The following is a 23,783-nucleotide window of genomic DNA, read 5'->3' on the forward strand; positions in this document are numbered from 1 at the left end:
GTCAGCGCGTCGAGCTCGACGCCTCCGTGCTCCGCGCCGACTCCTGCTCGACCCGGTCGGGGTGGTACACCCAGGTCTTGTAGAGCCAGAACCGGAACGCTGTGCCGAGGACCAGCCCGATGCCGTTGCCGGAGACGTTGTCCGCGAGCGCCGAGGTGAACCCGAGCGCGTAGTGGGAGACCGCGAGGCAACCGAGCGAGATCACCATGCCGCCGAGCGACACGACGACGAACTCGACGCCCTCCTTCGCGGCGACCGAACGGCGCTGGTGGCGGAAGGTCCAGTACCGGTTGCCGACCCAGTTGACGAAGATGGCCACGGCGGTGGACACGACCTTCGCCCAGAAGGGTCCAGAGTGGACGTCCTGCGGCGAGAGCACCGTCGCACGCAGCAGGTTGAACACCCCGAAGTCGACGACGAAGCCGACGGCACCGACGACCCCGAACCGGGCGAGCTGTGCGATGAGACGGCGCACGGGGCCTCCTGGATCCGTAGAGTGAGGTGCTGACCGGTCGGTGCGACCGGCGGCGGTGGATCGGCGATCGACCACCCGGAATCGTAGACGACCGGTTCTCCCCGCGTGGTGGGAACCGCGGAAGGAAGACACAGCATGGCGTTGCGCGTCGGAGTCGTCGGCGGAGGGCAGCTCGCCCGGATGATGGTGCCGGCGGCCGTGGAGCTCGGGCTCGACATCCGCGTCCTGGCCGAGGGGCCCGGGATGTCCGCGGCCATCGCCGCCACCGCCGAGGGCGACTACCACGACGCCGACACGGTCCTCGCGTTCGCCCGGGACGTCGACGTCGTCACGTTCGACCACGAGCACGTTCCCCAGGACGTGCTGCGCGCGCTCGTCGGCGCCGGGGTGGCCGTGCGCCCGGGGCCGGACGCGCTGGCGGTCGCGCAGGACAAGATCCTGATGCGCACGCGGCTGTCCGAGCTCGGACTGCCGGTGCCCGACTGGTCGGCCGTCCACGACGCCGACGAGCTCCGCACGTTCCTCGACGACCACGGCGGGAAGGTCGTCGTGAAGACGGCGCGTGGAGGGTACGACGGCAAGGGCGTCCGGGTCGTGACCGATCCGTCCCAGGTCGACGACTGGTTCGTCGCGCTGGCGGAGACCGGCGGCGAGCAGGCGCTCCTGGTCGAGGAGTTCGTCCCGTTCACCCGCGAGCTGGCCCAGTCGGTGGCGCGCCGACCCTCGGGCGACGTCGTCGCGTGGCCCCTGGTCGAGACGCAGCAGCGTGACGGCGTCTGCGCGGAGGTCATCGCGCCGGCTCCGGACAGCGCCGGACGACTCGCCGACCTGGCCGAGTCGATCGCGGTCCGCATCGCGGAGGAACTCGACGTCACCGGTGTCCTCGCGGTCGAGCTCTTCCAGACCGGCGATGAACGGATCCTCATCAACGAGCTCGCGATGCGTCCGCACAACACCGGCCACTGGTCGATCGACGGCGCGACGACCAGCCAGTTCGAACAGCACCTCCGTGCCGTCCTGGACCTGCCGCTCGGTACCACCGGCATGGACGCGCACGTCGCCGTGATGGTGAACGTCCTCGGCGGTCCGGCCGACGGTGACCTCGCGGCGCGGTACCCCGCGGCGCTCAGCGCGTTCCCCGAGGCGAAGTACCACTTCTACGGCAAGGCCCCGCGGCCTGGCCGGAAGATCGGGCACGTGACCGTCAGCGGCGACGACGTGGACGACGTCGTCTTCCGTGCGCGGAGCGCGGCGGCGCACTTCGACGACTGATCCCGGGCCGGGACGGGAGGCTCGTGGCGGGCCCGCCACGAGCCTCCCGTCCGTCCGGTGACACGCCCGGTGCCGGCACCACCCGTCCAGGTGGCACCCGCACTGGCGGCTGGTCGCGGCCGCCGTCCCGTGGTGCGATGGAGGCTCACGTCGGTCGTCGAGGGGAGCTCCATGTCAGGCCGTCCGTCTGCCCGCGTCGTCCTCTGGACCGTGGCGTCCGTCGTCGCGTCGCTCACGCTCGGTTCGGTCGTCGTCGCACCGGTCCCGGCGCACGCCGCCACCGCCATCGCCACGCCCGAATCGATCCGCGCCGCGTCCGCCGCGGACCTCTACCGGAACGGCCCGTACACGTCGCCCACCAGCGAGGCGGCGAAGGCCGCCACCGCGCTGGCGACGTCGGACCCGGCCGGGGCCCGGGCCGCGTCCACCATCGCCCGGTACCCGGTTGCCACGTGGCTCGGCGAGTGGACGACCGGTGCCGCGCTCGACCGGACGCTCGACACGGCGACCGCCGGCGCGGCGGCGACGGGGACCACCGCGGTCTTCGTCACCTACGCCATCCCGCAGCGCGACTGCGGCGGCTACTCCGCCGGCGGCTTCGACGAGACGACCTACGACGCGTGGGTCGACCGGATCGCGGCGCGGCTCGCCGGCAAGCACGCCGCGGTCGTCGTCGAGCCCGACTCGCTCGCGATGCTCAGCAACGACCGCTGCAGCGCCCCCCTCGGGACGCAGCGGTACCGGATCCTGTCACGTGAGGTCGCCGCGTTCACCGCCGCCGGCGTGCCGGCGTACCTCGACGCGGGCAACTCGAACTGGGTGCCACCGGCGACGATGGCGGCCCGGCTCGAGAGCGCGGGCGTCCGGCAGGCCCGCGGGTTCTTCACCGACGTCGCGAACCACTACGCGGTGGCCCAGGAACAGGCCTACGCGGAACAGGTGTCGGCGCGCACGGGCGGCTCGCACTACGTCATCGACACCTCACGGAGCGGCCAGGGATGGCGCGGGACCTGGTGCAACGCGCCGGGGGCCGGTCTCGGTCCCTCGCCGCGCGTGGCCGCCGACGGCTCGGCGCTCGACGCGCTGCTCTGGGTGAAGACTCCCGGCGCGAGTGACGGCACCTGCAACGGCGGCCCGGCGGCGGGGAAGTGGTACTCGGCCTCCGCGCAGGCGCTGGTCGCGAACGCCGTCCTCGGTCTGCCGCCGGCCGTCCGTTCACCGGTCGGCACCCTCGACACCGTGACGGGCTCGGGCGGGTCCGTCCGTGTCCGCGGGTGGGCGTTCGACGAGGACGAACCGGACGCGCCGATCGGTGTCCGGGTGACCGTCGACGGCCAGGGATCCGGGTCGGCCGATGCGGACCGCCCACGCCAGGACATCGGCGACGCGTACGGCGTCGGTGGCGACCACGGGTTCGACCTCACCGTCCCGGCCGCAGCGGGCACGCGGACGGTCTGTGTCACCGCGGTGAACACCGGCCGTGGCAGCGACGCTCCGCTCGGGTGCGAGGACGTCACCGTCCCCGGCCACGACCCGGTGGTCCGGGTGACCCAGGCCAGCGTCGTCGCGGCCGGCATCCGCGTGCAGGGTCTGGCGTACGACGGCGACGACGTCGGCTCGGCGGTGACCGTCGCCCTGCGCGTCGACGGCCGGACGGTGCGGACGACCACCGCCGACGGAGAGCGGGCCGACCTGCGAACGAGTGGTGTCGGCACCGCGCACGGGTTCATGGCCGTGCTGCCGGCCGGAGGCGGCGCACACACCGTCTGCGCCCGCGCGACGAACACCGGTGGCGGCCAGGACGTCACCTCGCGGTGTGTCGCTGTGACGGTGGCCGCGAGTGCTCCGACCGGCCGGTTCGAGCGGGCCACCTCGAGCGCGCACCGCCGGGTCGACCTCCGCGGGTACGCCTTCGACCGGGAGGACACCGGCGCACCGGTCTCGATCCGGGTCACCGTCGACGGCGAGCGTGTCGCGCAGGTCACGGCGAACGCGAGCCGGCCGGACGTCGAGCGCAGGACCGGGGCCGGCACGACCCACGGTTTCGCGGTGCGGGTCGTCGCGGCCAGCGGGGAGCGGCGCGTCTGCGTGCGCGCCGTCGGCATCGGCGCCGGCGGGGACCGCGACCTCGGTTGCCGCACGACCACCGTCCGGTGAGCGGGCGGCCCGTCCGGCCACCGCTCGTGGATAAGCTCGTGGGGTGACCGACACCACTGCGCCCGCACCGCTCGTCTCGATCATCATGGGCTCCGACTCGGACTGGCCGACCATGCGCGCCGCTGCGGAGATCCTCGACGAACTCGAGATCCCCTTCGAGGCCGACGTGGTCTCGGCGCACCGGACCCCGGACAAGATGGTCCGGTTCGGCCGTGCGGCCGCCGGGCGGGGCATCCGCGTCGTCATCGCCGGTGCCGGGGGCGCCGCGCACCTCCCGGGCATGGTCGCGTCGCTCACGACGCTCCCGGTGATCGGTGTCCCCGTGCAGCTCGCGCGTCTCGACGGTCTCGACTCGCTGCTCTCCATCGTGCAGATGCCCGCGGGCATCCCGGTGGCGACGATGGCGATCAACGGTTCCGCGAACGCCGGCCTGCTCGCCGCGCGGATCATCGGGTCGTCCGAGCCCGCCGTGGCGGAGCGGCTGGCGGAGTACGCCGCGCGTCTCGAGCAGGTCGTCGAGCGGAAGGCCGCAGCGCTGCGCGACCAGCTCTGACCGGCGGCGGCCAGCGGGCCCTGTCCGGTGAGCCCCGTCCGGCGGCCGCCCACCGACTCCGGCAGGAGGCGGTGGCCGACCGCCCCCGCACCCGGGCGGGGGGCGTTGCCCGACCCCGTCAGGTGGCGGCGCTCGGGCCGGTCAGGAGGCGGTGGCCGACCCCGTCAGGTGGCGGCGCTCGGGCCGGTCAGGAGGCGGTGGCCGACCCCGTCAGACCGTCGACGGTGACCGTCCTGGTGGCGCCGGACGCCGTGACGGTGGCGGTCCAGACCGGCGCTGAGCCGGATCCACCGAGCACGAGTGAGGTGAGGCTGCTGCCCGGCACGGCGGCGAGGGCGCGCGTCGCCGCGTCGGCGGCCTGCACCCGCAGCGAGCCGGAGCGGGCGACGTTCACGGCCTTCGTCGCGGCGTCGGCGTCCTTCGGGAACGGCCCTGACGTCACGCGGTCGAGCGTCGCGGAGACCACCGACTGCGTCTGCGAGCCGTCCGGGCCGGACACGACGACGGTCCAGTTGTCGCCGGCACCGACGATCGAGACGGTCGTGCCACCGCCCGCCGCTGCGACACCCTGCGCGGCGACGGCGCCGAAGTCCACCGAGGTCGGCTGGTCGACACCGCTGCCGTTGCCGGTGCCGGGCACGTTGCCGTCGTCCGCGGAGCCGGTCTGGTCGTCCGAGGGGGTGCCTGCCGACGGGGGCGCCGAGGTCGCGCTCGACGGGGTGTCGGTCGCCGCCGGGGTGCGGGTCGTGCGTCCGGTCGGCTCCGGCGAGGCCGACCGCGAGCTCGAGGGCGTCCGGGAGGGAGTCGGGTCGTCCCCACCGGAGCAGGCGGCCAGGGTCGTCGTCAGGCTGAGTCCGAGCACGACCGAGGCGGTGATGACCGGGAGGGATCGACGTCGTTGCATGCCCTGATGATGACAGTGACGGCGGGCCGCCCCGGGCGGCGACACGGTGCGGCCGGCCATCGATGCCGAGCCGTGATCCGACGCGTCCGGTCAGAGGTCGGCGTGCAGCTGCCAGACCTCGAGCGCGGAGTCGTGCCAGTCGAACATGCGTGCGCGGTCCGGCCCCGCGACGGCGAGTTGGCCGGCCAGGTGCGGGTCGTTGACCACCTGGTAGACCGCCTGCGCGATCCGTTCCGGGTAGCCGTCGCGGGGGTTCCGTTCGACGGTGATCCCGGCGTCCGAGGCGACTTCACGGACAGCGGGGTCGTCGGAGTGCACGACCGGCGTCCCGAAGCTCATCGCCTCGACGACGGGCAGCCCGAAGCCCTCGGCCAGGCTCGGGAACACGAACACCGTCGCCCGGTCGTAGACGACGGCCAGGTCGGCGTCCTCGATGTGGCCGAGCACCTTCACCCGGTCGGCGGCGAGACCGGCGCGTTCCGCCGTCTCGGCGACGTCGACGTCGCCCCAGCCGTCCGGCCCGGCGATGACCAGCGGGATGTCCGTCGGGGCGTCGGGGTGCGCCATCGCCTCGATCAGCGAGCGCAGGCCCTTGCGCGGCTCGAGCGTGCCGACCGCCAGGACGTAGCGCGGCGGCAGACCCAGGCGCTCCGCTCGGAGGTCCGCGTCGACGGGCACACGGAGTCGGGCACTCGGCGCTCCGCCGATGACCCGGAGTCGGTCGTCGAAGCGGTGCACGTCGTTGAGCGCGGCGGCGACCGCGTGTGTGGGGACGACGACGGCGTCAGCGTAGCGGTAGGCCCGCTTCACCATCGCTTTGTGGAAGTGCACCCCGCGGGGCGTCAGGGTCTCCGGGTGGGTCCAGGGGACCGTGTCGTGCACCGTGACGACGATCTGGTGGCCGACGTCCTGCACCCGGTCGTGCTTCACGAGGGGAGCGAGCACGCTCGGGGCGTGCACCATGCCGTGTGAAGCGCGGCGGGCCAGTCCGGCCTGCCATGCGAGGGAGAGCTCCCGACGGGGGAGGGCGAGCCGCTCCAGGTCCGCGAGTCCGGGCAGCAGGGTGCGCAGCCGCTGCAGCTCGGCGGAGGAAGCCGCCGAGACCACGGCTTCGACGTCGCACCCGGCGGGGGCGGTCTCGATGAGCTTCCGGGTGAGTTCCTCCGCGTAGCGTCCGATGCCGCCCGGGACCGGTGCGATCACCTGGTCCACGATCACGCGGAGAGTGGTCATGCGGTGGGGCTCCTCGGGCTGGTCGGACTGGACGATCGGCCGTCCGGACAGGTCGGCCGGTCGTCCGCACGGGACACTATCAGGGCGTGCCGGGACTTCCCGGCACGCCGCCGACCGGGTCGACCGCGGCCGTGCGGCGGCGGTGCCGGATCGCCAGCGCGGCTCCGAGACCGGCGAGGACCACGTCCCCGAGGGTCATGAACGCACGACTGATGACGGCGAGCGCGAGGGCTCCGGTCGGGTCCGTCACCGATCCGAGCAGCAGGAGCAGGACGGCTTCGCGGGGGCCGAGACCGGCCGGGGCGATCACGACGAGGAACCCGACGAGCCAGGCGACGGCGTACGCGCCGGTGGCGACGGGGAAGAGCACGGCCGAGTCGGCGCCGAAGGCCTGCAGGACGAGCGTCGCCTGCCCGCCGTAAGCGAGCCACATCACGACCGACCAGACGATCGACATGACGGTGCCGGTCCAGGTCAGGGTGATCTCCTGCGGCGGGCGGCGCAGGAGCCGCATCGCGACCGCGATCAGCCGACCGAGCACCGGCGGCGTCAGCGCCACGAGCCCGATCACCACGACGACGGCGAGCCACCAGAACGCCTGCAGGCCGTCGGGGGAGCCGAGGAGCAGCGCGACGATCCCGACCAGCGCGGCGGTCACCATGCTGACCAGCATCGACGCCAGCGACGCGACGGCGCTGCCGGTCCGAGCCAGGCCGTGCGCGCGGCCGAGTTCCGCCTGCGCGGCGATCGACCACACACCGCCCGGGATGTACTTGCCGAGCTGCCCGACGAAGAAGATCGACGAGGCCGCGGCGGGTCGGACCCGGAACCCGGTCGCCGCCATCATCGCCCGCCACGAGAGCATGTTCGCGATGAGGGCCACGAGGGTGAGCACGACGCCGAGCGTGACGGTGCGGGCATCGAGCCGCGCGAAGTCGACGACGATCTCGTCCCACTGCCGGGCCACGCCGACGACGAGGAGCACCACCGCGACGGCAGCCGCGGCCCACTTGACCGCGTTCAGGATGCGGGCTCGCCGGCTCCGGGGCGCGACGACGGGCACCTCGGCACCGATCGTCTGGTCGGTGTCGGGGGTGTTGGCGGGCTGTCCATCGGCCGGATCTGCGTCGGCGGCGGACCCCGTAGGCTGTCGTGCGTCCATCGACCGACAACTCTAAGCGAGAGCGCTGATGCATCCCGACCCTGTTGCTCGTCCGACCCTGCTCGTCGCCGCATCGACGTTCCCGGCCGAGGCGGGTGACGGCACCCCGGGGTTCGTGCTCGACCTGGCCCGCGCACTGTCCAGCGACCACCGTGTCGTGGTCGTGGCCCCGATGACGAAGGGTGCGACGAAGCACCAGCGCATCGGCGACGTCGAGGTCCGCCGCTACTCGTACTTCCCGGCCCGCTGGCAGGACCTGGCCGACGGCGCGATCGTCGACAACCTCCGCGCCGCACCCGCGCGGTGGTTGCAGGTCCCGTTCTTCTTCGGTGCGATGGCCCTCGCGTTCCGTCGGGAGGCTCGGCGCTCCCGACCCGACGTCGCATTGCTGCACTGGATCATCCCGCAGGGCGCCGTCGGCAAGCTCGTCCTCGGCGACCTGCCGCGCGTGGTGACCACCCTGGGCGGCGACCTCTACGCGCTCCGGAACCCGGTCCTCCAGCGCGTCAAGCGGGCCGTCATCGCGAGCGCGGCCTCCGTGACCTGCATGAGCACCGACATGGCCCTCGAACTCCGCAAGCTCGGCGCGCGCGACGACCAGGTCCACATCGTGCCGATGGGCGTCGACCTCGAGCCGATCTCGCGTGCAGTGGCCGACGAGACCCGCACCCCGGGTCGCCTGCTCTTCGTCGGCCGCCTCGTCGAGAAGAAGGGCGCCACCGTGCTGCTCGACGCCCTCGACCGCGTCGAGCACCGCCCTGACGAGGTCGTCGTCGTCGGTGACGGCCCCCTCCGGCAGGCGCTCGAGGCCCGTGCCGCCGCCGGCGTCGACTTCGTCGGTGCGCAGGACAAGGCCGCCCTCGCCGCCCACTACGCCAAGGCCGGCATCGCGGTCTACCCGTCCGTCCCCGCGGCGAACGGTGACCGGGACGGCTTGCCCGTCGCGCTCCTCGAGGCCATGACGGCCGGCTGCGCGGTCGTCGCGTCCGCCGTGCCCGGCATCGTCGACGTGGTCGAGGACGGCGTGAACGGCCTGCTCGTCGCTCCAGGCGATGCCGACGCCCTCGCGGCGGCGGTGGACCGGCTGCTCGCCGACCCGGCGCTCGCGGAACGTCTCGGTGCCGGTGCCCGCGCGACGGCGGCGGCGTACACCGTCGACGCCGTGGGGGACCGCTACCGGTCGCTGATCGCGGACGCGCTCGCGGGCTGACCCGGACGCTCGTCCCCGGTGGCGGCGAACGGCGCGCCCGCGTCCGGACGCCGTCGTGCGTCGAGGAAGCCCCCGACGACGCAGCCGGCAGCCGCTACGACCGAGACCCAGAACGCGACGTGCACCCACTGCGCCGCGTCGGGCACGATGCTGCGCACCTGGAGGTCGAAGAGCGTCCGGTAGGGCACGAACGCCAGCGCCACCCAGAGCGTCACCAGGACGCCCGACAGTCGACGGGATCCGGTCAAGCCCGCCCCCATGAGCAGCGTGATGGGTTCGAGCACGGTGAGCGCGTACCGCGTGATCGGGGCACCGCCGCCCGTGACGTACTGGATCTCGACGACCACGAGCAGGAGCGTCACGGCGACGAGCATGGCCACGACGAGCGCGGCGGGCAGCCACGGGCTGCCCGAGCTCGGCACGGCGCTCGTGCTCGTGCTCGGCACGGTCGGGAGCGGTGCCCGACGGCGCTGCAGCAGGCTCACGACACCCCACACGACCGCGAGCGCGACCGGGGTGAGCATGAGGACCCAGTGGGTCGGGTCGGACGGGCGGAGGATGCCGCGGTACACGCTGAACAGGCTCGTGTAGAAGGACGGGTCGAACGTCACCGCGCTGAACGACCGCTCGACGCGGTCCGCGTGCTCGAGGCCCCACTCCGCGTGCCGACCGCTGAAGTTCCCGGTGTCGATCTTGTTGTGCACGTAGAACCAGCCCGCGCACACGACGGCTGCGACGCCCGGGGTCGCCGCTGCCACCAGCCGCGCCCAGAGCGGTCGGAGCCGGCCCAGCCGGACGGACCGTGCGACGAGGAGCGACACGATGATCGCGACCATCCAGACGACGAACGTCAGCCGGGTCGCCATGCCGGCAGCCGCGACGACGGACGCACCGACGAGCAGCCGCGGTCCGACCTCGGACCGGATCGCCGCGCCGGCGACCCCGCACGCCAGGGTGCAGAGCAGGACGAACAGGACGTCGTTGTAGATCGACGAGCCCTGCTGGATGAGCATCCCGGCGAACGCGGTCGTCACGGCCACCGCACCCGGCAGGCGCACCCGGCCGGGGAAGCAGCGTGACGCGGCCCAGGCGGCGGCGAGCACCACGGCGCCGGCCAGCAGTGCACTGATGCCGCGACCGGCCATCACCGCGAGGAGCGGGTGGTGGGCGTCCCAGAGCGGGCCCACGATCGGCGCCAGGATCGCGTAGTAGAGCGGCGGGTGCTGCGAGACCCACTGCACCGGGGCCTCGACCCCGAACGGGGCCGCGTAGGTGATCCCGTCCTCGAACACCGGCAGCCGGCCGTGCCAGAGCAGCACGGCGTAGTCGAAGTGCGCCGGTTCGTCCTTGCTGCCGAGCGGCGGGTACGTGAAGAGCCGTGCGACCGAGGCAGCGACCATGAACAGCGCCGCCGACCACACGGTCAGGCTGGCCCACGCCGGGCTGCGCCAGCGTCGGGAGGACGGGGCGCGGCGGCGGTGCTGGCTCATGCGGTCTCCTGGTCGGTGGGACGGCTGCCCCGGATCGCGTCGACGGTGCGACGCACGCCGAGCTCGAACGGCACGTGTGTCCGGTCGTCCAGCGCCGTCATGACGCATGATCGGAAGCGGAGGTCCCGACCGTGTGAGGTCGCGGCGGGGTCGTGGCCCTCGCGGACGTCGAGCGGCTCGCCGAACGCGGCCGACACCGCCTCGACGACCTCGGTGATGGTGCGCCCGTGCTGGGACGCGAAGATCTTCGTCGTGGTCGGCCCGACCGCATGGTCGGCGACCACCGCGAGCCCCTCGGCCACCATCGCCGCGGCGTCGTCGATGTAGAGGTAGTCACGCGTGGTGTCCATCGGCACGTAGATCGACGAGGGACGTCGCTCGAGGTGGGCCAGCGCGAGCTGCGACACCAGGCCCTGCGGCTTCCGCAGGTTCGCACCGGGGCCGTAGAGGTTCGAGATCCGGCCGACGAGCAGGGGCGTCCCGGTCGCCTCGGCGAAGTCCCGGAAGCGGGCCTCGGCAGCGAGACGGCTGCGGCCGTAGGGCGCGAGGGGGAGCGGGTCGGTGTCCTCGTCGAACGGCGCGCCGCTCGCGCCGGCGTACACGCCACCGGCCGACGACGCGAAGAAGACCGCACCGGGGGCGTCCGGGGTCGCGCCGGCGGGGTCCAGCACCCGCTCGAGGATCGTCGACTCGGCGGTGAACGCCTGCTCGCCGGTCGCGACGATGCCGCTGCCGGCGCACCAGACGAGCCGCCAGGGCGTGTCACCGGCCTGGAGGCCCGTCACGGCTTCCCGGAGCACGGCCGCGGCCGCCTCGGTGTCGTTCCAGGGCACGCGGGGGACGACCACGCGGTCGCCGGCGCGCACGAGCTCGCCCACGACGGCACGGCCGAGGAACCCGCCGCCGCCGACGACGAGCGCAGTCGCGCCACTCACGCGGTGAGGACCCCGGCCTCGACGGCGGCGTGCAGGGCGTCCCGCCAGTGGCGCATCGGGGCGAGACCCGCGCGGGACCAACCGTCGTGGCCGAGGACGCTGTACGCCGGGCGCGGTGCCGGGCGCACGAAGGCCGAGCTGTCGGTCTCGCGCACGCGTTCCGGGTCGAGTCCGACCTCGGCGAAGATCGCGCGCGTGAAGTCGTACCAGGACCCCTGGCCGGCGTTCGTGCCGTGGTAGGTGCCCGCGGGCGCGTCGGCGTCGACGAGTGCGACGATCTGGCGTGCGAGGTCACCGGTCCAGGTCGGTTGTCCGACCTGGTCGGTGACGACGCTGACGGTGTCGTGCGTCGCCGCCAGGCGGACCATGGTCTTGGCGAAGTTCGGACCGCCGGCGCCGTACAGCCAGGCGGCCCGGACGACGTACGACGAGTCCGGGGCGACCGAGCGCACCGCGTTCTCGCCGGCGGCCTTGGTGCGGCCGTAGGCGCCGATCGGGTCGGTGGGCTCGTCCTCGGCGTAGGGCGTGGTCCCGGAGCCGTCGAACACGTAGTCCGTCGAGACGTGCACGAGCCGTGCCCCCGCGGCGACCGCGGCCGTCGCGAGCACCTCGGGTCCGCGGGCGTTCACGGCGTGCGCGTCGGACTCGTGGGACTCGGCGTCGTCGACCTTCGTGTACGCGGCGGCGTTCAGGACGACGTCGTGCCCGGCGACGGCAGCGGCGACCGCGTCCGGGTCGGTGATGTCGAGGTCGGCGCGGGAGAGCGCCGTGACCTCACGCCCGGCCAGCGCCTGCTGGAGGTCCTGGCCGAGCATGCCGGCGGCGCCGGTGATGAGGAATCGGGTCATGGTGTCGGTCCGGCTCAGGCGAGCGCGGCACGCTCCTTGAGGGGCTCCCACCAGGCACGGTTGTCGCGGTACCACTGGACGACGTCGGCGAGACCCTGCTCGAACGGAACCTCGGGCTGGTAGCCGAGCTCGGCCTGGATCTTGGAGATGTCGACCGAGTAGCGCAGGTCGTGCCCGAGGCGGTCGGCGACGCGGTCGACGTACGACCAGTCCTTGCCGGTGGACTCGAGCAGCAGCTCGGTGAGTTCCTTGTTCGTCAGCTCGGTACCGCCGCCGATGTTGTAGATCTCGCCGGCGCGGCCACGGGTCAGGACCATCGCGATGCCGCGGGTGTGGTCGTCCACGTGCAGCCAGTCGCGGATGTTGTTGCCCTCGCCGTAGAGGGGCACGTGCACGTCGTCGATGAGGTTCGTCACGAAGAGCGGGATGACCTTCTCGGGGAAGTGGTACGGGCCGTAGTTGTTCGAGCACCGCGTGATCGAGAGGTTCAGACCGTGCGTGCGGTGGTAGCTGCGGGCGAGCAGGTCGCTGCCGGCCTTCGACGCCGAGTAGGGCGAGTTCGGCTCGAGCGGCCGTTCCTCGTCCCACGAGCCCTCGCTGATGGAGCCGTAGACCTCGTCCGTGGAGACGTGCACGAAGCGCTCGGTGCCGTGGCGCAGGGCCGCGTCGAGCAGGCGCTGGGTGCCGACGACGTTCGTCTCGACGAAGATGCCGGAGTCGCGGACGGAGCGGTCGACGTGGGACTCGGCGGCGAAGTGCACGATGGCGTCGATGCCGGGCACGACCTGGTCGAGGGCGGCGGCGTCGCGGATGTCGCCCTGGACGAAGCGGTAGCGCGGGGAGTCCGCGACCGGGGCCAGGTTGGCGAGGTTGCCCGAGTAGGTGAGGGCGTCGTAGACGACGACCTCGGCGCCCTCGAGGCCCGGGTAGGCGTCCTGGAGGGTTCGACGGACGAAGTTCGAGCCGATGAAGCCGGCTCCTCCGGTGACGAGGATCTTCACGCTGGTTTCCTTTTCCTGGCCGTGGGCCGTTGTCGGTCGGCGAGCAGTCTAGCGGGGCGGGTGGACCGGGCTGTCGACGGCATCGGGGGGTGTGGACGGGAGCCGCGCGACACCCACCACGGCCACCGCCGCGGCGAGCAGGGCGACGAACGCGAGGACCCCGGTCGCGGTCGCGCCGAGGGACGCGTCGGACCAGACCGCGTAGCCGGCGCCCGGGACGAGCCGGCCACGGGCGGTCGCGAGCCCGACGGCCGCGAGGACGCTCATCCCGACGACCAGGCCCACCGGCAGGAGCCGCCGGAGCCGGGTCCTGCCCGTGAGACGCCGCCACGCGAGGGCACTGAGCACGATCAGGGCGAGGACGGCGGGGAACAGGTAGCGTCCCTGCGTCCCGACGACCATCGTCGTCGTCAGGTAGCCGTGGACGCTGGTCGACGTCTGCGCTGCGAGCAGCAGCACCGGGAAGACGGCGAGGAGCACCGCGGTCCGGCGCGCCGGCCCGCGCCGGAAGGCCAGGACGGCGACGACGCCGACGGTGACCAGCGTGAGCGGGACGAGCAGCCACGGCGACATCGACGCGAAGGCGTTCGACCCGAAGCTGCCCCAGAACGTCCGGATGACCGTTCCCCAGCTCACGTCGACGAAGGTCAGCGCGTCGGGTCCCTGTCCGGCGGGGAAGGACTGCGGGGGCCGGATGGCTGCGTACCCGTCGGGCTGCAGGGTCCGGTACACGACGAGGTTCCGCACCCACCACCACCCGCCGACGGCGCCGGCCAGCAGGAGCACCCCGGCCGTCTCGACGAGTCGACGACCCCACGCCGGGGCACCGGGGCCGAGGAGCAGGGCGAGGGCCACCACGGGGACGGCGGGGAGCCCGGTGCCCTTCGTGATGACGAGCAGACCGAGGGCGATCCCGAGCGACAGCAGGACGCGCGGACGCCGGTCGCCCGTCAGCGCGAGGACGAGCACTGCTGTGACGAGCCCGCCGAGGGACATCGTGAGCGCGTCGTTCGTCACCGAGGCCGCGATCGAGGCCAGCTCCGGCACCGCCAGCACCGCGGCAGCACCGACGACGGCGGCACGCGGCGACCGGGTCAGCCGGCGGACCGCGGCCCAGGCGAGCACCGGCAAGGGCAGCACCACGAGGGCGTCGAACAGACGCAGTACCAGCAGCGCGTGGTCCCAACGCAGGTGCTCGAAACCGACGGTCCGCAGGACCGCGGCCTGCAGCAGGTACGCGGTCGGCGGGTGCTGGGTCATCTGGTCGACGGCGCCCGGGTCGATGCCCGGGTGCGCGGCGCGGAGCTCCTGCACCGTGGCCCGCGACGCGGCGGGCAGGGAGTCCGTGCCGGCCGCAGCCTGACCCGCGGCGGCCTGCACGGCGTTCAGGAACCGCTGGTCACCCGGCCCGACCCAGGCATCCCCGATCGCCAGGTGCAGCGCGGTGTCGAAGTGCGCCTTCTCGTCCGGTGCCTGGAACGGCGGGACGAGCACCGCCCAGAGTCCGAGCACCAGGGCGAACACGGCGACGACGAGACCGAGGGTGATCCCCTCGGGCCGCCCGACGCGCGGACGGTCCACCGGGGTGGTCGGTCGGCTCGGCATCCGCTCAGTCGCCGTAGCGCGCGAGCTTCTGCAGGTCGAGCTGTTCCTCGGCCAGGGTGCGGTTCATCCGGGTCAGGTCGGCGACCACGCCGATCACCATCGACAGCAGCGCACTGATGACGAGCGTGACGCCGAGGATCAGGGACTGCAGGTGGTTGCCGCCGCTGTCGGCCCAGAGCAGCACGAGGTACCGGATGAACGGGATCAGCCCCGCGACGCCGAACACGGCGCTGACCGATGCGAACAGGGCCATCGGTCGGTACATCAGGTAGACCCGGGCGATGGCGGACCCCGACTGGAACATGTGCTGCCAGATGTTCTTGAAGAGCCGTGACTCGCGGGTCTTCGCGTTCGTCGTGATCGGGATGCTCGCGATCGCCAGGCGCTTGTAGCCGGCCTGCACGATCGTCTCCATGCAGTAGCTGAAGCGGGTGACGATGTTGAGACGGATCAGCGAGTACTTCGAGTACGCGCGGAAACCGCTGGCGGCGTCGGGCAGGTCCAGGCCGGCGGCCCGGCTGGCGACGAACGACCCGAAGCGCTGCATGAGCTTCTTGAAGCCGGAGAAGTGCTCGATGGTGCGCGTCTGCCGGTCACCGATGACGATCTCGGCCTGGCCGTTGATGATCGGCTGCACGAGCTCGGTGATGTGCGCCTGCGGGTACTGGTTGTCACCGTCCGTGTTGACGACGATGTCCGCACCGTGCAGGAGCGCGTAGTCCACGCCGTCGCGGAACGACCGTGCCAGGCCCATGTTCGTCGTGTGCCGGACGATGTGGGTGACGCCGTGGGCCCGGGCGACCTCGACCGTCCGGTCCGTCGAGCCGTCGTCGATGATGAGGATCTCGATCTCGTCGACGCCCGGGATCGAGGTCGGGATCGTCTCGAGGACCGCGGGGAGCGTCTCCTCTTCGTTGAGGCAGGGGATCTGGACGAACAGTTTCACGAGGTGGTGGGTTCCCTGGGTTGGTCGGCCGGCGGGTTCCGGCCCGGGGACGGCACCCGATGCTGTGGACGGGCACACGGACGTCCCAGTGTATGCAGAGACTCCCTGCGTCCGTGCCACCATGGGCGCATGGCTCTCCTCCGGTCGACCGTCGCCCGTCTGCTCGGCCGGGGCGCGCAGCAGCGAGGACCGGAGCAACAGCCGCCGCTGGTCGGCTTCGTCGTGCACGGAGCCGGTGGCGTGCACCCGGCGTCGGCGCACATCCGGGTGACCGGTCGGATGTCGGCGCTCGCGGCCTCCGGGGCGGCCCGTGTGGCGCAGGTCGACCCGGTGCGGTGGGCGGACGGCTCGGACACCGCGCACCTCGACGCGATCCTGGTGCAGCGCGACGCGTTCCCGTTCGGCTCGCTCGACGCGGCGTTCGCCCGGGCGTCCGCAGAGGGCACCCGCATCGTCGCCGAGGTGGACGACGACTTCTTCACGGCGGAGGCGCGTGCCCGGCTCGCCCGCGCCGAGTACGACCCGGAGCGCCTGGCGTCCGTCGACCGCCTGGTGCGCGCTGCCGCTGCCGTGGTCGTCTCGACGGAACCGTTGCGCGCCGTGCTCGCGGCGCAGGGCATCGACGCGGTCGTCGTCCCGAACGGCGTCCAGCCGGGGCTGTGGGCGCACGACCCTGTCGTCCCTGCGGCGGCGGGACCGCGGCGCGTCCTCTACATGGGGAGCGCGACCCACGGTGGCGACCTCGACCTGCTCCGCGACGTGTTCGACGGTCTCGTCGACGACGACGGCCGACCCGTCCGGCTCGAGGTCGTCGGCGTCACGCAGGACGACGGCGACGCCTGGTACGACCGACTCGAGCTGCCGGAGGGCGCCAGCCACTACCCGCAGTTCGTCGCGTTCCTCCGCGACCACGCGGACCGCTGGTCGGCCGGCGTCGCACCGCTCACCGACGACCGCTTCAACGACGCCAAGAGCGATCTGAAGTTCCTGGAGTACTCGATGCTCGGGCTGCCCTTCGTCGGGTCGGACCGACCGTCCTACGCCGGCGTCGCCGCGCACGGTGGACTGCTCGCCGGTGACCGGGCGGACGACTGGCGCGCGGCCCTCCGGACTGCGTTCCACGACCCGGACACCCGCGTTCGTCGTGCGCAGGCGTACGTCCGGGCGGAACGTGTCGTCGCCAGCGGGCGGGACGAACCCGGCGAACGGGCGTGGCGCGCGGCGCTCGGGCTCGCCTGACACGCGCGGCCCGGCTGCCCGAGGCGCGCGGCCGGGCGTGGACGCGGCCGCCGACCGGCTTGCTACGCTGCTCCGGTGCAGATCCGCGAACTGAAGATCCCCGGCGCGTGGGAGTTCACGCCCGTCCAGCACGGCGACGCACGAGGAGCGTTCCTCGAGGCGTACCGAGCCGACGTGCTCGAGCAGACCGTCGGGCACCCGCTCGATCTCCGTCAGGTGAACATGTCGATCTCGTCGCGCGGCGTCGCGCGGGGGATCCACTACGCCTTGGTCCCGCCGAGCCAGGCGAAGTACGTCACCGCGGTGCGCGGCGCGTTCATCGACTACGTCATCGACATCCGCGTCGGTTCGCCGACGTTCGGGCAGTGGGACTCCGTCCGCATCGACGACGTCGACCGCCGTGCCGTGTACCTGTCCGAGGGCCTGGGCCACGCGATCGTCGCGCTCGAGGACCAGTCCACCGTGAACTACCTGGTCAGCGCCCACTACGACCCCCAGCGCGAGAAGGGGATCAGCATCCTCGACCCGACCGTCGGCCTGACGCTGCCGGACGGCATCGGCGAGCCGGTCCTGTCCGAGAAGGACACCGGAGCGCCGACCCTCGAGCAGGCTGCCGAGCTCGGACTCCTCCCGACGTACGACGAGTGCGTCGCCTACACCGAGTCCCTCCGGACCACGAACAAGTAAGGACGCATACCCATGAAGGGCATCATCCTCGCCGGTGGTTCCGGCACCCGCCTCTGGCCGATCACCAAGGGCATCTCGAAGCAGCTCATGCCGATCTACGACAAGCCGATGGTCTACTACCCGCTGTCGACGCTGATGATGGCCGGCATCCGCGAGGTCCTCGTCATCACGACCCCGGAGTACAACGACCAGTTCCGCGCGCTGCTCGGCGACGGCTCGGCCCTCGGCATGACGATCGAGTACGCCGTGCAGCCGAGCCCGGACGGTCTGGCGCAGGCGTTCGTCATCGGTGAGGACTTCATCGGTGACGACAGCGTCGCGCTGGTCCTCGGCGACAACATCTTCCACGGCACCGGCCTCGGCACGAGCCTGCAGAAGAACACCACGGTGCGGGGCGCGACGATCTTCGCGTACCACGTGGCCGACCCCAAGGCGTACGGCGTCGTGGAGTTCGACGACGACTTCACCGCGGTCTCCATCGAGGAGAAGCCGGCGCACCCGAAGTCGAACTACGCGGTGCCTGGCCTCTACTTCTACGACAACGACGTCGTGGAGATCGCCAAGACCATCGAGCCGAGCGCCCGCGGCGAGCTCGAGATCTCGACCGTCAACGAGCGCTACCTCGAGGCGGGGTCGCTCGGGGTCGAGGTCCTGGACCGCGGCACCGCGTGGCTCGACACCGGTACGTTCGAGTCGATGATGCAGGCGTCCGAATACGTCAAGGTCATCGAGGACCGCCAGGGCCACAAGATCGGGTGCATCGAGGAGATCGCCTGGCGCAACGGGTGGATCGACGACGAGGCCCTCGCGGCGCTCGCCGCCCCGCTGGCGAAGAGCGGTTACGGCGTGTACCTGCAGAACCTGCTCCGCGGCTGACCGTGCGGCTCGGCCGACTGCTCGGTCGGGGCGCGTCCCCGTCGGGTCCGGACACGGACGACGGGGCTGCACCGGGCCTCCCGGTCGACACGTCCCTGGTGACGGATGCGCCGGTGGTCGACCACGACGGGTTCGACGTCGTCGTGACGGTCCGCCAGGCCGTCCACAGCGCCGGCGGACACCTGCCGAGCGTGCGGGACGCCCGTGCCGCGGGGGCGACGACGGTGGTCGTGGCCGTCCACGACGTGCACGCCGGTCCCACGAGCACGTACCCGCGGGTGGTCGGCGGCGACGACCATGTCGTGGCCGGACCGACCGTGGCCGCCACCTGGGGCGGCGCGGTCGCCGCCGCCCGGTCCGTCCTCCGGTCACCGGTGGTCGTCGTGCAAGACGCCGACGTCACCCTGCCCCTCGGTGCCCTCGCCCGCCTCGTCGCGACGGTCGCCACGGGCGCCGGCACCGGTACGGGTGGTGACGCCCGCACCGACCGGGAGGCCGTGGTCGCCGTCCCCGTCGTCCGGTCCGGTGCCGACGTGGTCACCAGCGCCGGCGCGGTCCTGGTGCGCGGCACGGCGCCGGTCGCCTCGCTCCTGCGCGGACACCCCGCGGAGGACGCCGACGCCCTGGACGGCGCGCGCGTCTTCGCGGCGGACGAACCGTGCTTCGCCGCCCGGACGGCGGACCTCGCGGTCCCGGTCCGCACCGTCGACACCCGCACCGCCGTCGCCCGGCTCACCCGCGACACCGCCGACGCCGCCGGCGGTGACTGCGTCGTGGTCCCGCTCGGGCGGGTGTACCGCACCGAGCCGCTCCGAGAACGGCGGTACGACGCCGACGCGGCGGACGCGCTCGCCGTCTGGCGGGACCGGATCGACCACTCGGCAGCGGCCGCCCTCGGCCGCCTCGGGTTCCGTCCGACGGCGGGCACCGCCGATCCGGCCGGGGCGCCCGTGGCGTTGCGCGAGCCGGTGGTCCGCGCCGAACGCCTGGACACGAGGGACCGTGGCGAGCGGCTCCGCTGGTCGATCAGGATCGCTGCGCACCCCGGCCCCCGTGGCGACGACTGGGGCGACACGTTCTTCGCGCACGACCTCGCCACCGCGCTGCGTGCACTCGGCCAGGACGTCGTCGTGGACCACCGGGAGTCGCACGTCCGGCCGTTCTCCGAGCACCTCGACGACGTCGCCCTGACCCTCCGCGGCCTCGACGACACCCCGGTCCACCCGACGGCGACCAACGTGCTCTGGGTGATCTCGCACCCCGATCTGGTGTCCGCGTCCGAGCTCGCCCGCTACGACCTCCGGTTCGCCGCCGGTCCGGTGTGGGCCGCCCGCGTCGAGCGGGAGACCGGGCTGGGTGTCGTGCCCCTGCTGCAGGCGACCGACCCGTCCCGCTTCCACCCGGGACCGCCGGACCCGGCGTTCCCGGAGCTCGACACCGCCTTCGTCGGCAAGACCCGCGAGGTCTTCCGGCCGGTCGTCCGCGACGCCGTCGCGGCCGGTGTCGACCTCGCCGTCTGGGGCGAAGGGTGGGCGGGACTGCTGCCGGACGGCGTGCACCGCGGCGTCTTCGTGCCGAACGACCGGCTGCCGGCGCTCTACCGGAGCGCCCGCGTGGTGCTCAACGACCACTGGGACGACATGGCGCGCGACGGGTTCGTGTCGAACCGTCTGTTCGACGCGGCAGCGTCCGGGGCCCTCGTCGTCACGGACCCCGTCCCCGGCGTCGCGGAGCTGTTCCACGGCGCGGTCCACCCGTACCGGGACGTCGCCGAGCTGCGGGCGCTCGTCCGGCTGGGCGAGTCCGCCCCGGACACGGACCGGGCTGCTCGCGGTGCCCGGATCGGGGCCGAGCACTCCTTCATCCGACGAGCGGAGACGCTCATCGCTGCCGTCCGGCGGGAGCGCGCGAGCCGCTGACGGTCAGCAGGCGGCTGGCGCTCAGCAGGCGGCTGACGGTCAGCAGGCGGCTGGCGATGAGGGGGAGCGGACGCGGCTGGCGGTCAGCGGGAGCGCAGGCGTCGCGCGGCGTCGCCGACGCGGTCCGCCAGCCGCACCACCCGACGTGCACGCATCCGGTCGATCTCGCCCTGGAGCTCGCGTCGCAGGGCGTCGGCCCGGTCGCGCTCGAACTGCACCGTCGTGCGGAGGGTGTCCGCGGTGTCCTCGCCCGCACGGACCGCGTCCTCCAGATCCTGGATCCGGGAGTCGCGGGAGGCGATGACCCGGCCCATGCGCTGCAGCGACCGCAGTTCCTCGTCACTGACCACCGGGTCCGGAGCAGCACCGAGCGACGACGACCCGGCGCCGCGCAGCACGTCGACGAGCCCGTCGTCGCGGGTGAACGGGCCCGTCGCCGCATCGTCCTCCGTCACGAACCGCAGCGAGAAGACGGCCTGCAGGGTTCCCTCCTGCAGACGGCGGTAGTCGATCATCCCGTGGTGGCGCGGGCTCGGCGTCAGGTCGGGGTTGGCCTCGTAGGCCCGGCCGCTCACCTCGACCCGGTGCGCGTACTGTTCCCACGACCGCCAGGGCAGGTGCAGGACCTCGAGCGCGAGTTCCTCCGGCACCGGCGCGCCGTTCGCGACACTGGCGCGGTGGTTGCCCTGGACGACCGTGACGGACGGATCGCCGACGTGCACGGTGTTGGGCGTCGGGGGTGCGATGAGCCCGGCGGCGCGCAGTTCGTCGGCGGATCGCTCGTCGCGCCAGTGCAGTCGCTCGACGCCGGCACCGGACGTGGCGAGCTCCCCGGTCAGGTTGACCACCGGGACGAAGAACGCACCGACCACGGGGTCGAGGCGTTCGAAGACCTGCCGGACGGTGAGCGTCCGGTCCACGGGGATGATGAACTCGTCTGCGTCGGCGTTGACCACCCAGTCCGCCCCGTGCACGGCCGCGGCGTCGCGGGCCATCCCGGTGACGACGGTGCCCTGCTGCTTGCGGTGCACCGGGTCGTCGCGCAGGTCGACGGTGACGTCGTCCCGCTCGGCGAATGCCGCGAGCAGGTCGGTCGTGCCGTCGACCGAACCGTTGTCGGTGATGACGAACACGTCGAAGCCCTGCGCGACGTGGTGGTCGAGCCAGGCAGGGAGGACGTCCGCTTCGTCGCGGACCATCAGGGTGACGGCGAGGATCATGTGCTGCATTCCGGGTCGGGGAGTGGGACTGCTCCCTGAGAGGTTATCTGGGTTCAGCGGGTGTGCGTGGCACGGGCGCGCACGGCGAGTGCGATGCGGAGCAGGGTCCGCAGCGGCCACAGCAGCCGACCCGGGTACTTGTGCGAGAGGAACCGGTACGCGCTCTGGTGGTGTGCCAGACGCATCCGCTCGGAGGAACCGCGCGTGGCGGTCCCGCCGACGTGGGTCGCGACAGCGGTCGGCTCGTACACGTTCCGGAGGCCCAGCCGCCCGATCCGCCATCCCAGGTCGACGTCCTCGAAGTACATGAAGAACGTCTCGTCGAAGCCGCCGAGCTGGTCGAAGACGTCGCGGCGGATGAGGACGCATGCGCCGGAGAGCCACCCCGCGTCACGCCGGACGGTGTGGTCGCCGTCCTGCCGGTAGCGCTTGGTCCACGGGTTGTCGTGCCACACATTGGCGAACACCGCGTGACCGAGGCCGGTCCGCAGCGACGGGACGAGACGGGCGGACGGGTACACCGCACCGTCCGGCTCCAGCAGTCTCGGCCCGACCGCGCCGATGGTCGGGTCCTCGGCCGCGGTGGCGATCATCCGGTCGAGGGCGGCCGGTTCCAGGACGACGTCGGGGTTGGACACCAGGACCCACCGCACGTCGGGGGTGAGGGTCGCGACGGCACGGTTCACTGCTGCCCCGTACCCCAGGTTCGCACCCACGGCGACGAAACGCGCCCCGGCGGCCTCGGTCACGGCCCGCAGGTGCTCGGCGGTCGCGGAGTCGTTGTCGGCGACGACGATCTCGACCGACGAGCCGCTCGCGGCGGCGGTGGAGGCGAGGAAGTCCGGCAGGACGTCGTCCGAGTTGTAGGTGACGGTGACGATCGCCGCACGGCCGTCGGCGTTCACGCGTACACCTCGATGTGCCGGTCGGCGCAGGCCGCCCAGGTGAAGCTGTCGGCGCGGTCCCGGGCCCGCCGGATCCGCTCGGAGCGCACGTCGGTGGTGTCGGCGAGCAGGGCGGCGAGGCCGTCCCGGATGGCGGTCGTCTCCGGTTCGACGTAGGTCACGGCGTCACCGCCGACCTCGGGGATCGCGAGCCGGTCGGTCGTGAGGACGTCGGCTCCGGAGGCCATCGCCTCGAGCACGGGCAGCCCGAACCCCTCGCCGGTGCTCGGGTAGGCGACCACGCGCGCACCGCCGAGGAACGACCGCAGCTCGTCGACGGGCAGGTAGCCGAGGTAGCGCAGGGGAGCGCCGGGGACGTCGCCGGCGGCGGAGAGCGCGGCGGCTGCCGCTCCGTCCCAGCCGAGTCCGCCTGCGACGAGCAACGTCGGGACGGTGCCGGTGCCGTTTCCGGACTCGCTGTCGCGGTCGCGCAGAGCACGGTGCGCGGCGATGAGCGCCGACACCTGCTTGCGCGGCTCGACCGTGCCCAGGAACGCGATCCAGTCGGTGCCCGCGTCGAGCTGGTGGGTGGCTCGGAACGCCGTGACCTCGTCCGCCGTCGGCACCCGGAACACGGCCGTGTCGACACCGAGGTGCGCCACCGCCGTCGACCGCCGCGGACGACCGGCCAGGCGGTCGAGTTCCGCCACGGTGGCTCGACTCGGCGCGACCGTCGCGCGGGCGAGCCGGCGAGCGAGCTTCGTCCAGGTGCGGAAGAACGTCGCCTTGAGGCGCGAGTGCGCCGCCGGGTCGGAGAAGAAGGTCGCGTCGTGCAGCGTGACGACGGTCCGGGAGGCGCGGGTCACCGGGAACGTGTAGTGCGGGCTGTGCAGGACCTCGGCCCCGGCACGGCGCAGCAGCGCCGGCAGCCCGACCTGTTCCCAGACCAGACGGAGCGGCCGGGAGGACGTCCAGGTGGGGGCGGCACGGTACCGGTGCCCCGGAGCGAGGCCGCGGAGCCAGTCCAGGTCCTCGGCCTTCACGACGACGGCCACACTGGCACCGCGTTCCGCCAGGCCCTGCAGCAGCCCGGAGATGTAGCGCGCCACCCCACCGCGGTTCGGTGGGATCGAGGTGGCGTCGACGAGCACGGGGAGTGCCCGCACC

The 23,783-nt window shown here is 73.0% G+C and carries 21 protein-coding genes; 8 read left to right on the forward strand and 13 right to left on the reverse strand.

Annotated features, from left to right (window positions below):
* Position 1 precedes the first annotated feature (1 nt).
* The gene (locus tag SOM35_RS09155; protein ID WP_320515145.1) at positions 2-475 is read right to left on the reverse strand and encodes a GtrA family protein; all 474 of its coding nucleotides are present in this window, start codon (positions 473-475) and stop codon (positions 2-4) included.
* Between the two features lie 135 nt (positions 476-610).
* Between SOM35_RS09155 and SOM35_RS09160 the strand changes: the two genes are divergently transcribed.
* The 3 genes from SOM35_RS09160 to purE all read left to right on the forward strand — a co-directional run bounded on the left by SOM35_RS09160 (position 611) and on the right by purE (position 4,457).
* Positions 611-1,747, forward strand: coding sequence for a 5-(carboxyamino)imidazole ribonucleotide synthase (locus SOM35_RS09160; protein WP_320515146.1), 1,137 nt, complete (start codon positions 611-613; stop codon positions 1,745-1,747).
* Between the two features lie 171 nt (positions 1,748-1,918).
* A complete protein-coding gene (locus SOM35_RS09165; RefSeq protein ID WP_320515147.1) occupies positions 1,919-3,904 on the forward strand; it encodes a glycoside hydrolase family 6 protein in 1,986 nt (661 codons plus the stop codon).
* A 43-nt stretch (positions 3,905-3,947) separates the two neighbouring features.
* Positions 3,948-4,457, forward strand: coding sequence for a 5-(carboxyamino)imidazole ribonucleotide mutase (gene purE, locus SOM35_RS09170; protein WP_320515148.1), 510 nt, complete (start codon positions 3,948-3,950; stop codon positions 4,455-4,457).
* 187 nt (positions 4,458-4,644) lie between these two features.
* Here purE and SOM35_RS09175 read toward each other — a convergent pair whose 3' ends face one another.
* The 3 genes from SOM35_RS09175 to SOM35_RS09185 all read right to left on the reverse strand — a co-directional run bounded on the left by SOM35_RS09175 (position 4,645) and on the right by SOM35_RS09185 (position 7,756).
* Positions 4,645-5,361, reverse strand: a complete 717-nt coding sequence (locus SOM35_RS09175) for a hypothetical protein (protein WP_320515149.1) — start codon at positions 5,359-5,361, stop codon at positions 4,645-4,647.
* Positions 5,362-5,451: 90 nt separating this feature from the next.
* Positions 5,452-6,594 carry a glycosyltransferase family 4 protein gene (locus tag SOM35_RS09180; protein WP_320515150.1) on the reverse strand — a complete coding sequence of 381 codons (1,143 nt, stop codon included), beginning with the start codon at positions 6,592-6,594 and terminating at the stop codon, positions 5,452-5,454.
* Between the two features lie 79 nt (positions 6,595-6,673).
* Positions 6,674-7,756, reverse strand: a complete 1,083-nt coding sequence (locus SOM35_RS09185; RefSeq protein ID WP_320515151.1) for a lysylphosphatidylglycerol synthase transmembrane domain-containing protein — start codon at positions 7,754-7,756, stop codon at positions 6,674-6,676.
* Positions 7,757-7,784: 28 nt separating this feature from the next.
* Here SOM35_RS09185 and SOM35_RS09190 point away from each other — a divergent pair, with 28 nt between their 5' ends.
* Entirely contained in the window at positions 7,785-8,966 is a 1,182-nt protein-coding gene (locus SOM35_RS09190) for a glycosyltransferase (RefSeq protein WP_320515152.1), read from the forward strand.
* Here the strand turns inward: SOM35_RS09190 and SOM35_RS09195 are convergent.
* From SOM35_RS09195 to SOM35_RS09220, 6 genes are read right to left on the reverse strand one after another with little or no spacing between them, the layout of a single operon-like run.
* Positions 8,930-10,456 carry a hypothetical protein gene (locus SOM35_RS09195; protein ID WP_320515153.1) on the reverse strand — a complete coding sequence of 509 codons (1,527 nt, stop codon included), beginning with the start codon at positions 10,454-10,456 and terminating at the stop codon, positions 8,930-8,932. The two genes, SOM35_RS09190 and SOM35_RS09195, sit on opposite strands and share 37 nt — an antisense overlap.
* Entirely contained in the window at positions 10,453-11,391 is a 939-nt protein-coding gene (locus SOM35_RS09200; RefSeq protein ID WP_320515154.1) for an NAD-dependent epimerase/dehydratase family protein, read from the reverse strand. The genes SOM35_RS09195 and SOM35_RS09200 overlap by 4 nt, the downstream gene beginning before the upstream one ends.
* Complete coding sequence (gene rfbD, locus SOM35_RS09205) at positions 11,388-12,239, reverse strand: dTDP-4-dehydrorhamnose reductase (protein ID WP_320515155.1); 852 nt, start codon at positions 12,237-12,239, stop codon at positions 11,388-11,390. Before rfbD ends, SOM35_RS09200 begins: the two co-directional genes overlap by 4 nt.
* A 14-nt stretch (positions 12,240-12,253) precedes the next feature.
* Positions 12,254-13,240 (reverse strand): dTDP-glucose 4,6-dehydratase, encoded by a 987-nt coding sequence (gene rfbB / locus SOM35_RS09210; protein ID WP_320515156.1) that lies wholly within the window; start codon positions 13,238-13,240, stop codon positions 12,254-12,256.
* 48 nt (positions 13,241-13,288) lie between these two features.
* A complete protein-coding gene (locus SOM35_RS09215) occupies positions 13,289-14,845 on the reverse strand; it encodes a DUF2142 domain-containing protein (protein ID WP_320515157.1) in 1,557 nt (518 codons plus the stop codon).
* Between the two features lie 4 nt (positions 14,846-14,849).
* Entirely contained in the window at positions 14,850-15,791 is a 942-nt protein-coding gene (locus SOM35_RS09220) for a glycosyltransferase family 2 protein (protein ID WP_320515158.1), read from the reverse strand.
* Positions 15,792-15,920: 129 nt separating this feature from the next.
* On the opposite strand from SOM35_RS09220, the gene SOM35_RS09225 reads away from it, so the two are divergent.
* From SOM35_RS09225 to SOM35_RS09240, 4 genes are all read left to right on the forward strand, one after another.
* Positions 15,921-17,030 carry a glycosyltransferase family protein gene (locus SOM35_RS09225; RefSeq protein ID WP_320515159.1) on the forward strand — a complete coding sequence of 370 codons (1,110 nt, stop codon included), beginning with the start codon at positions 15,921-15,923 and terminating at the stop codon, positions 17,028-17,030.
* A gap of 75 nt (positions 17,031-17,105) precedes the next feature.
* Positions 17,106-17,717, forward strand: a complete 612-nt coding sequence (locus SOM35_RS09230) for a dTDP-4-dehydrorhamnose 3,5-epimerase family protein (RefSeq protein ID WP_320515160.1) — start codon at positions 17,106-17,108, stop codon at positions 17,715-17,717.
* Between the two features lie 12 nt (positions 17,718-17,729).
* Complete coding sequence (gene rfbA, locus SOM35_RS09235) at positions 17,730-18,593, forward strand: glucose-1-phosphate thymidylyltransferase RfbA (RefSeq protein ID WP_320515161.1); 864 nt, start codon at positions 17,730-17,732, stop codon at positions 18,591-18,593.
* Positions 18,594-18,706: 113 nt separating this feature from the next.
* Positions 18,707-20,512 (forward strand): glycosyltransferase family protein, encoded by a 1,806-nt coding sequence (locus SOM35_RS09240; protein ID WP_320515162.1) that lies wholly within the window; start codon positions 18,707-18,709, stop codon positions 20,510-20,512.
* An 83-nt stretch (positions 20,513-20,595) separates the two neighbouring features.
* Here the strand turns inward: SOM35_RS09240 and SOM35_RS09245 are convergent, their stop codons facing one another.
* From SOM35_RS09245 to SOM35_RS09255, 3 genes are read right to left on the reverse strand one after another with little or no spacing between them, the layout of a single operon-like run.
* On the reverse strand, positions 20,596-21,732 hold the full coding sequence (locus tag SOM35_RS09245) for a glycosyltransferase family 2 protein (protein ID WP_320515163.1): 1,137 nt from the start codon (positions 21,730-21,732) through the stop codon (positions 20,596-20,598).
* Positions 21,733-21,785: 53 nt separating this feature from the next.
* Positions 21,786-22,637, reverse strand: coding sequence for a glycosyltransferase family 2 protein (locus tag SOM35_RS09250; RefSeq protein ID WP_320515164.1), 852 nt, complete (start codon positions 22,635-22,637; stop codon positions 21,786-21,788).
* Positions 22,634-23,782, reverse strand: coding sequence for a glycosyltransferase family 4 protein (locus SOM35_RS09255; protein ID WP_320515165.1), 1,149 nt, complete (start codon positions 23,780-23,782; stop codon positions 22,634-22,636). Before SOM35_RS09255 ends, SOM35_RS09250 begins: the two co-directional genes overlap by 4 nt.
* Position 23,783: the final 1 nt, after the last annotated feature.

It is taken from the genome of Curtobacterium sp. CFBP9011, assembly GCF_034045095.1.
GTDB lineage: Bacteria > Actinomycetota > Actinomycetes > Actinomycetales > Microbacteriaceae > Curtobacterium.

What these genes read in the sequence shown, in the direction of transcription:
- SOM35_RS09180 (WP_320515150.1), bottom strand. Translation starts at nt 6,594, where the DNA reads ATGACCACTCTCCGCGTGATCGTGGACCAGGTGATCGCACCGGTCCCG.
- SOM35_RS09175 (WP_320515149.1), bottom strand. Translation starts at nt 5,361, where the DNA reads ATGCAACGACGTCGATCCCTCCCGGTCATCACCGCCTCGGTCGTGCTC.
- SOM35_RS09190 (WP_320515152.1), top strand. Translation starts at nt 7,785, where the DNA reads ATGCATCCCGACCCTGTTGCTCGTCCGACCCTGCTCGTCGCCGCATCG.
- rfbD (WP_320515155.1), bottom strand. Translation starts at nt 12,239, where the DNA reads ATGACCCGATTCCTCATCACCGGCGCCGCCGGCATGCTCGGCCAGGAC.
- SOM35_RS09185 (WP_320515151.1), bottom strand. Translation starts at nt 7,756, where the DNA reads ATGGACGCACGACAGCCTACGGGGTCCGCCGCCGACGCAGATCCGGCC.
- SOM35_RS09160 (WP_320515146.1), top strand. Translation starts at nt 611, where the DNA reads ATGGCGTTGCGCGTCGGAGTCGTCGGCGGAGGGCAGCTCGCCCGGATG.
- SOM35_RS09245 (WP_320515163.1), bottom strand. Translation starts at nt 21,732, where the DNA reads ATGATCCTCGCCGTCACCCTGATGGTCCGCGACGAAGCGGACGTCCTC.
- SOM35_RS09165 (WP_320515147.1), top strand. Translation starts at nt 1,919, where the DNA reads ATGTCAGGCCGTCCGTCTGCCCGCGTCGTCCTCTGGACCGTGGCGTCC.
- SOM35_RS09195 (WP_320515153.1), bottom strand. Translation starts at nt 10,456, where the DNA reads ATGAGCCAGCACCGCCGCCGCGCCCCGTCCTCCCGACGCTGGCGCAGC.
- rfbA (WP_320515161.1), top strand. Translation starts at nt 17,730, where the DNA reads ATGAAGGGCATCATCCTCGCCGGTGGTTCCGGCACCCGCCTCTGGCCG.
- SOM35_RS09215 (WP_320515157.1), bottom strand. Translation starts at nt 14,845, where the DNA reads ATGCCGAGCCGACCGACCACCCCGGTGGACCGTCCGCGCGTCGGGCGG.
- SOM35_RS09225 (WP_320515159.1), top strand. Translation starts at nt 15,921, where the DNA reads ATGGCTCTCCTCCGGTCGACCGTCGCCCGTCTGCTCGGCCGGGGCGCG.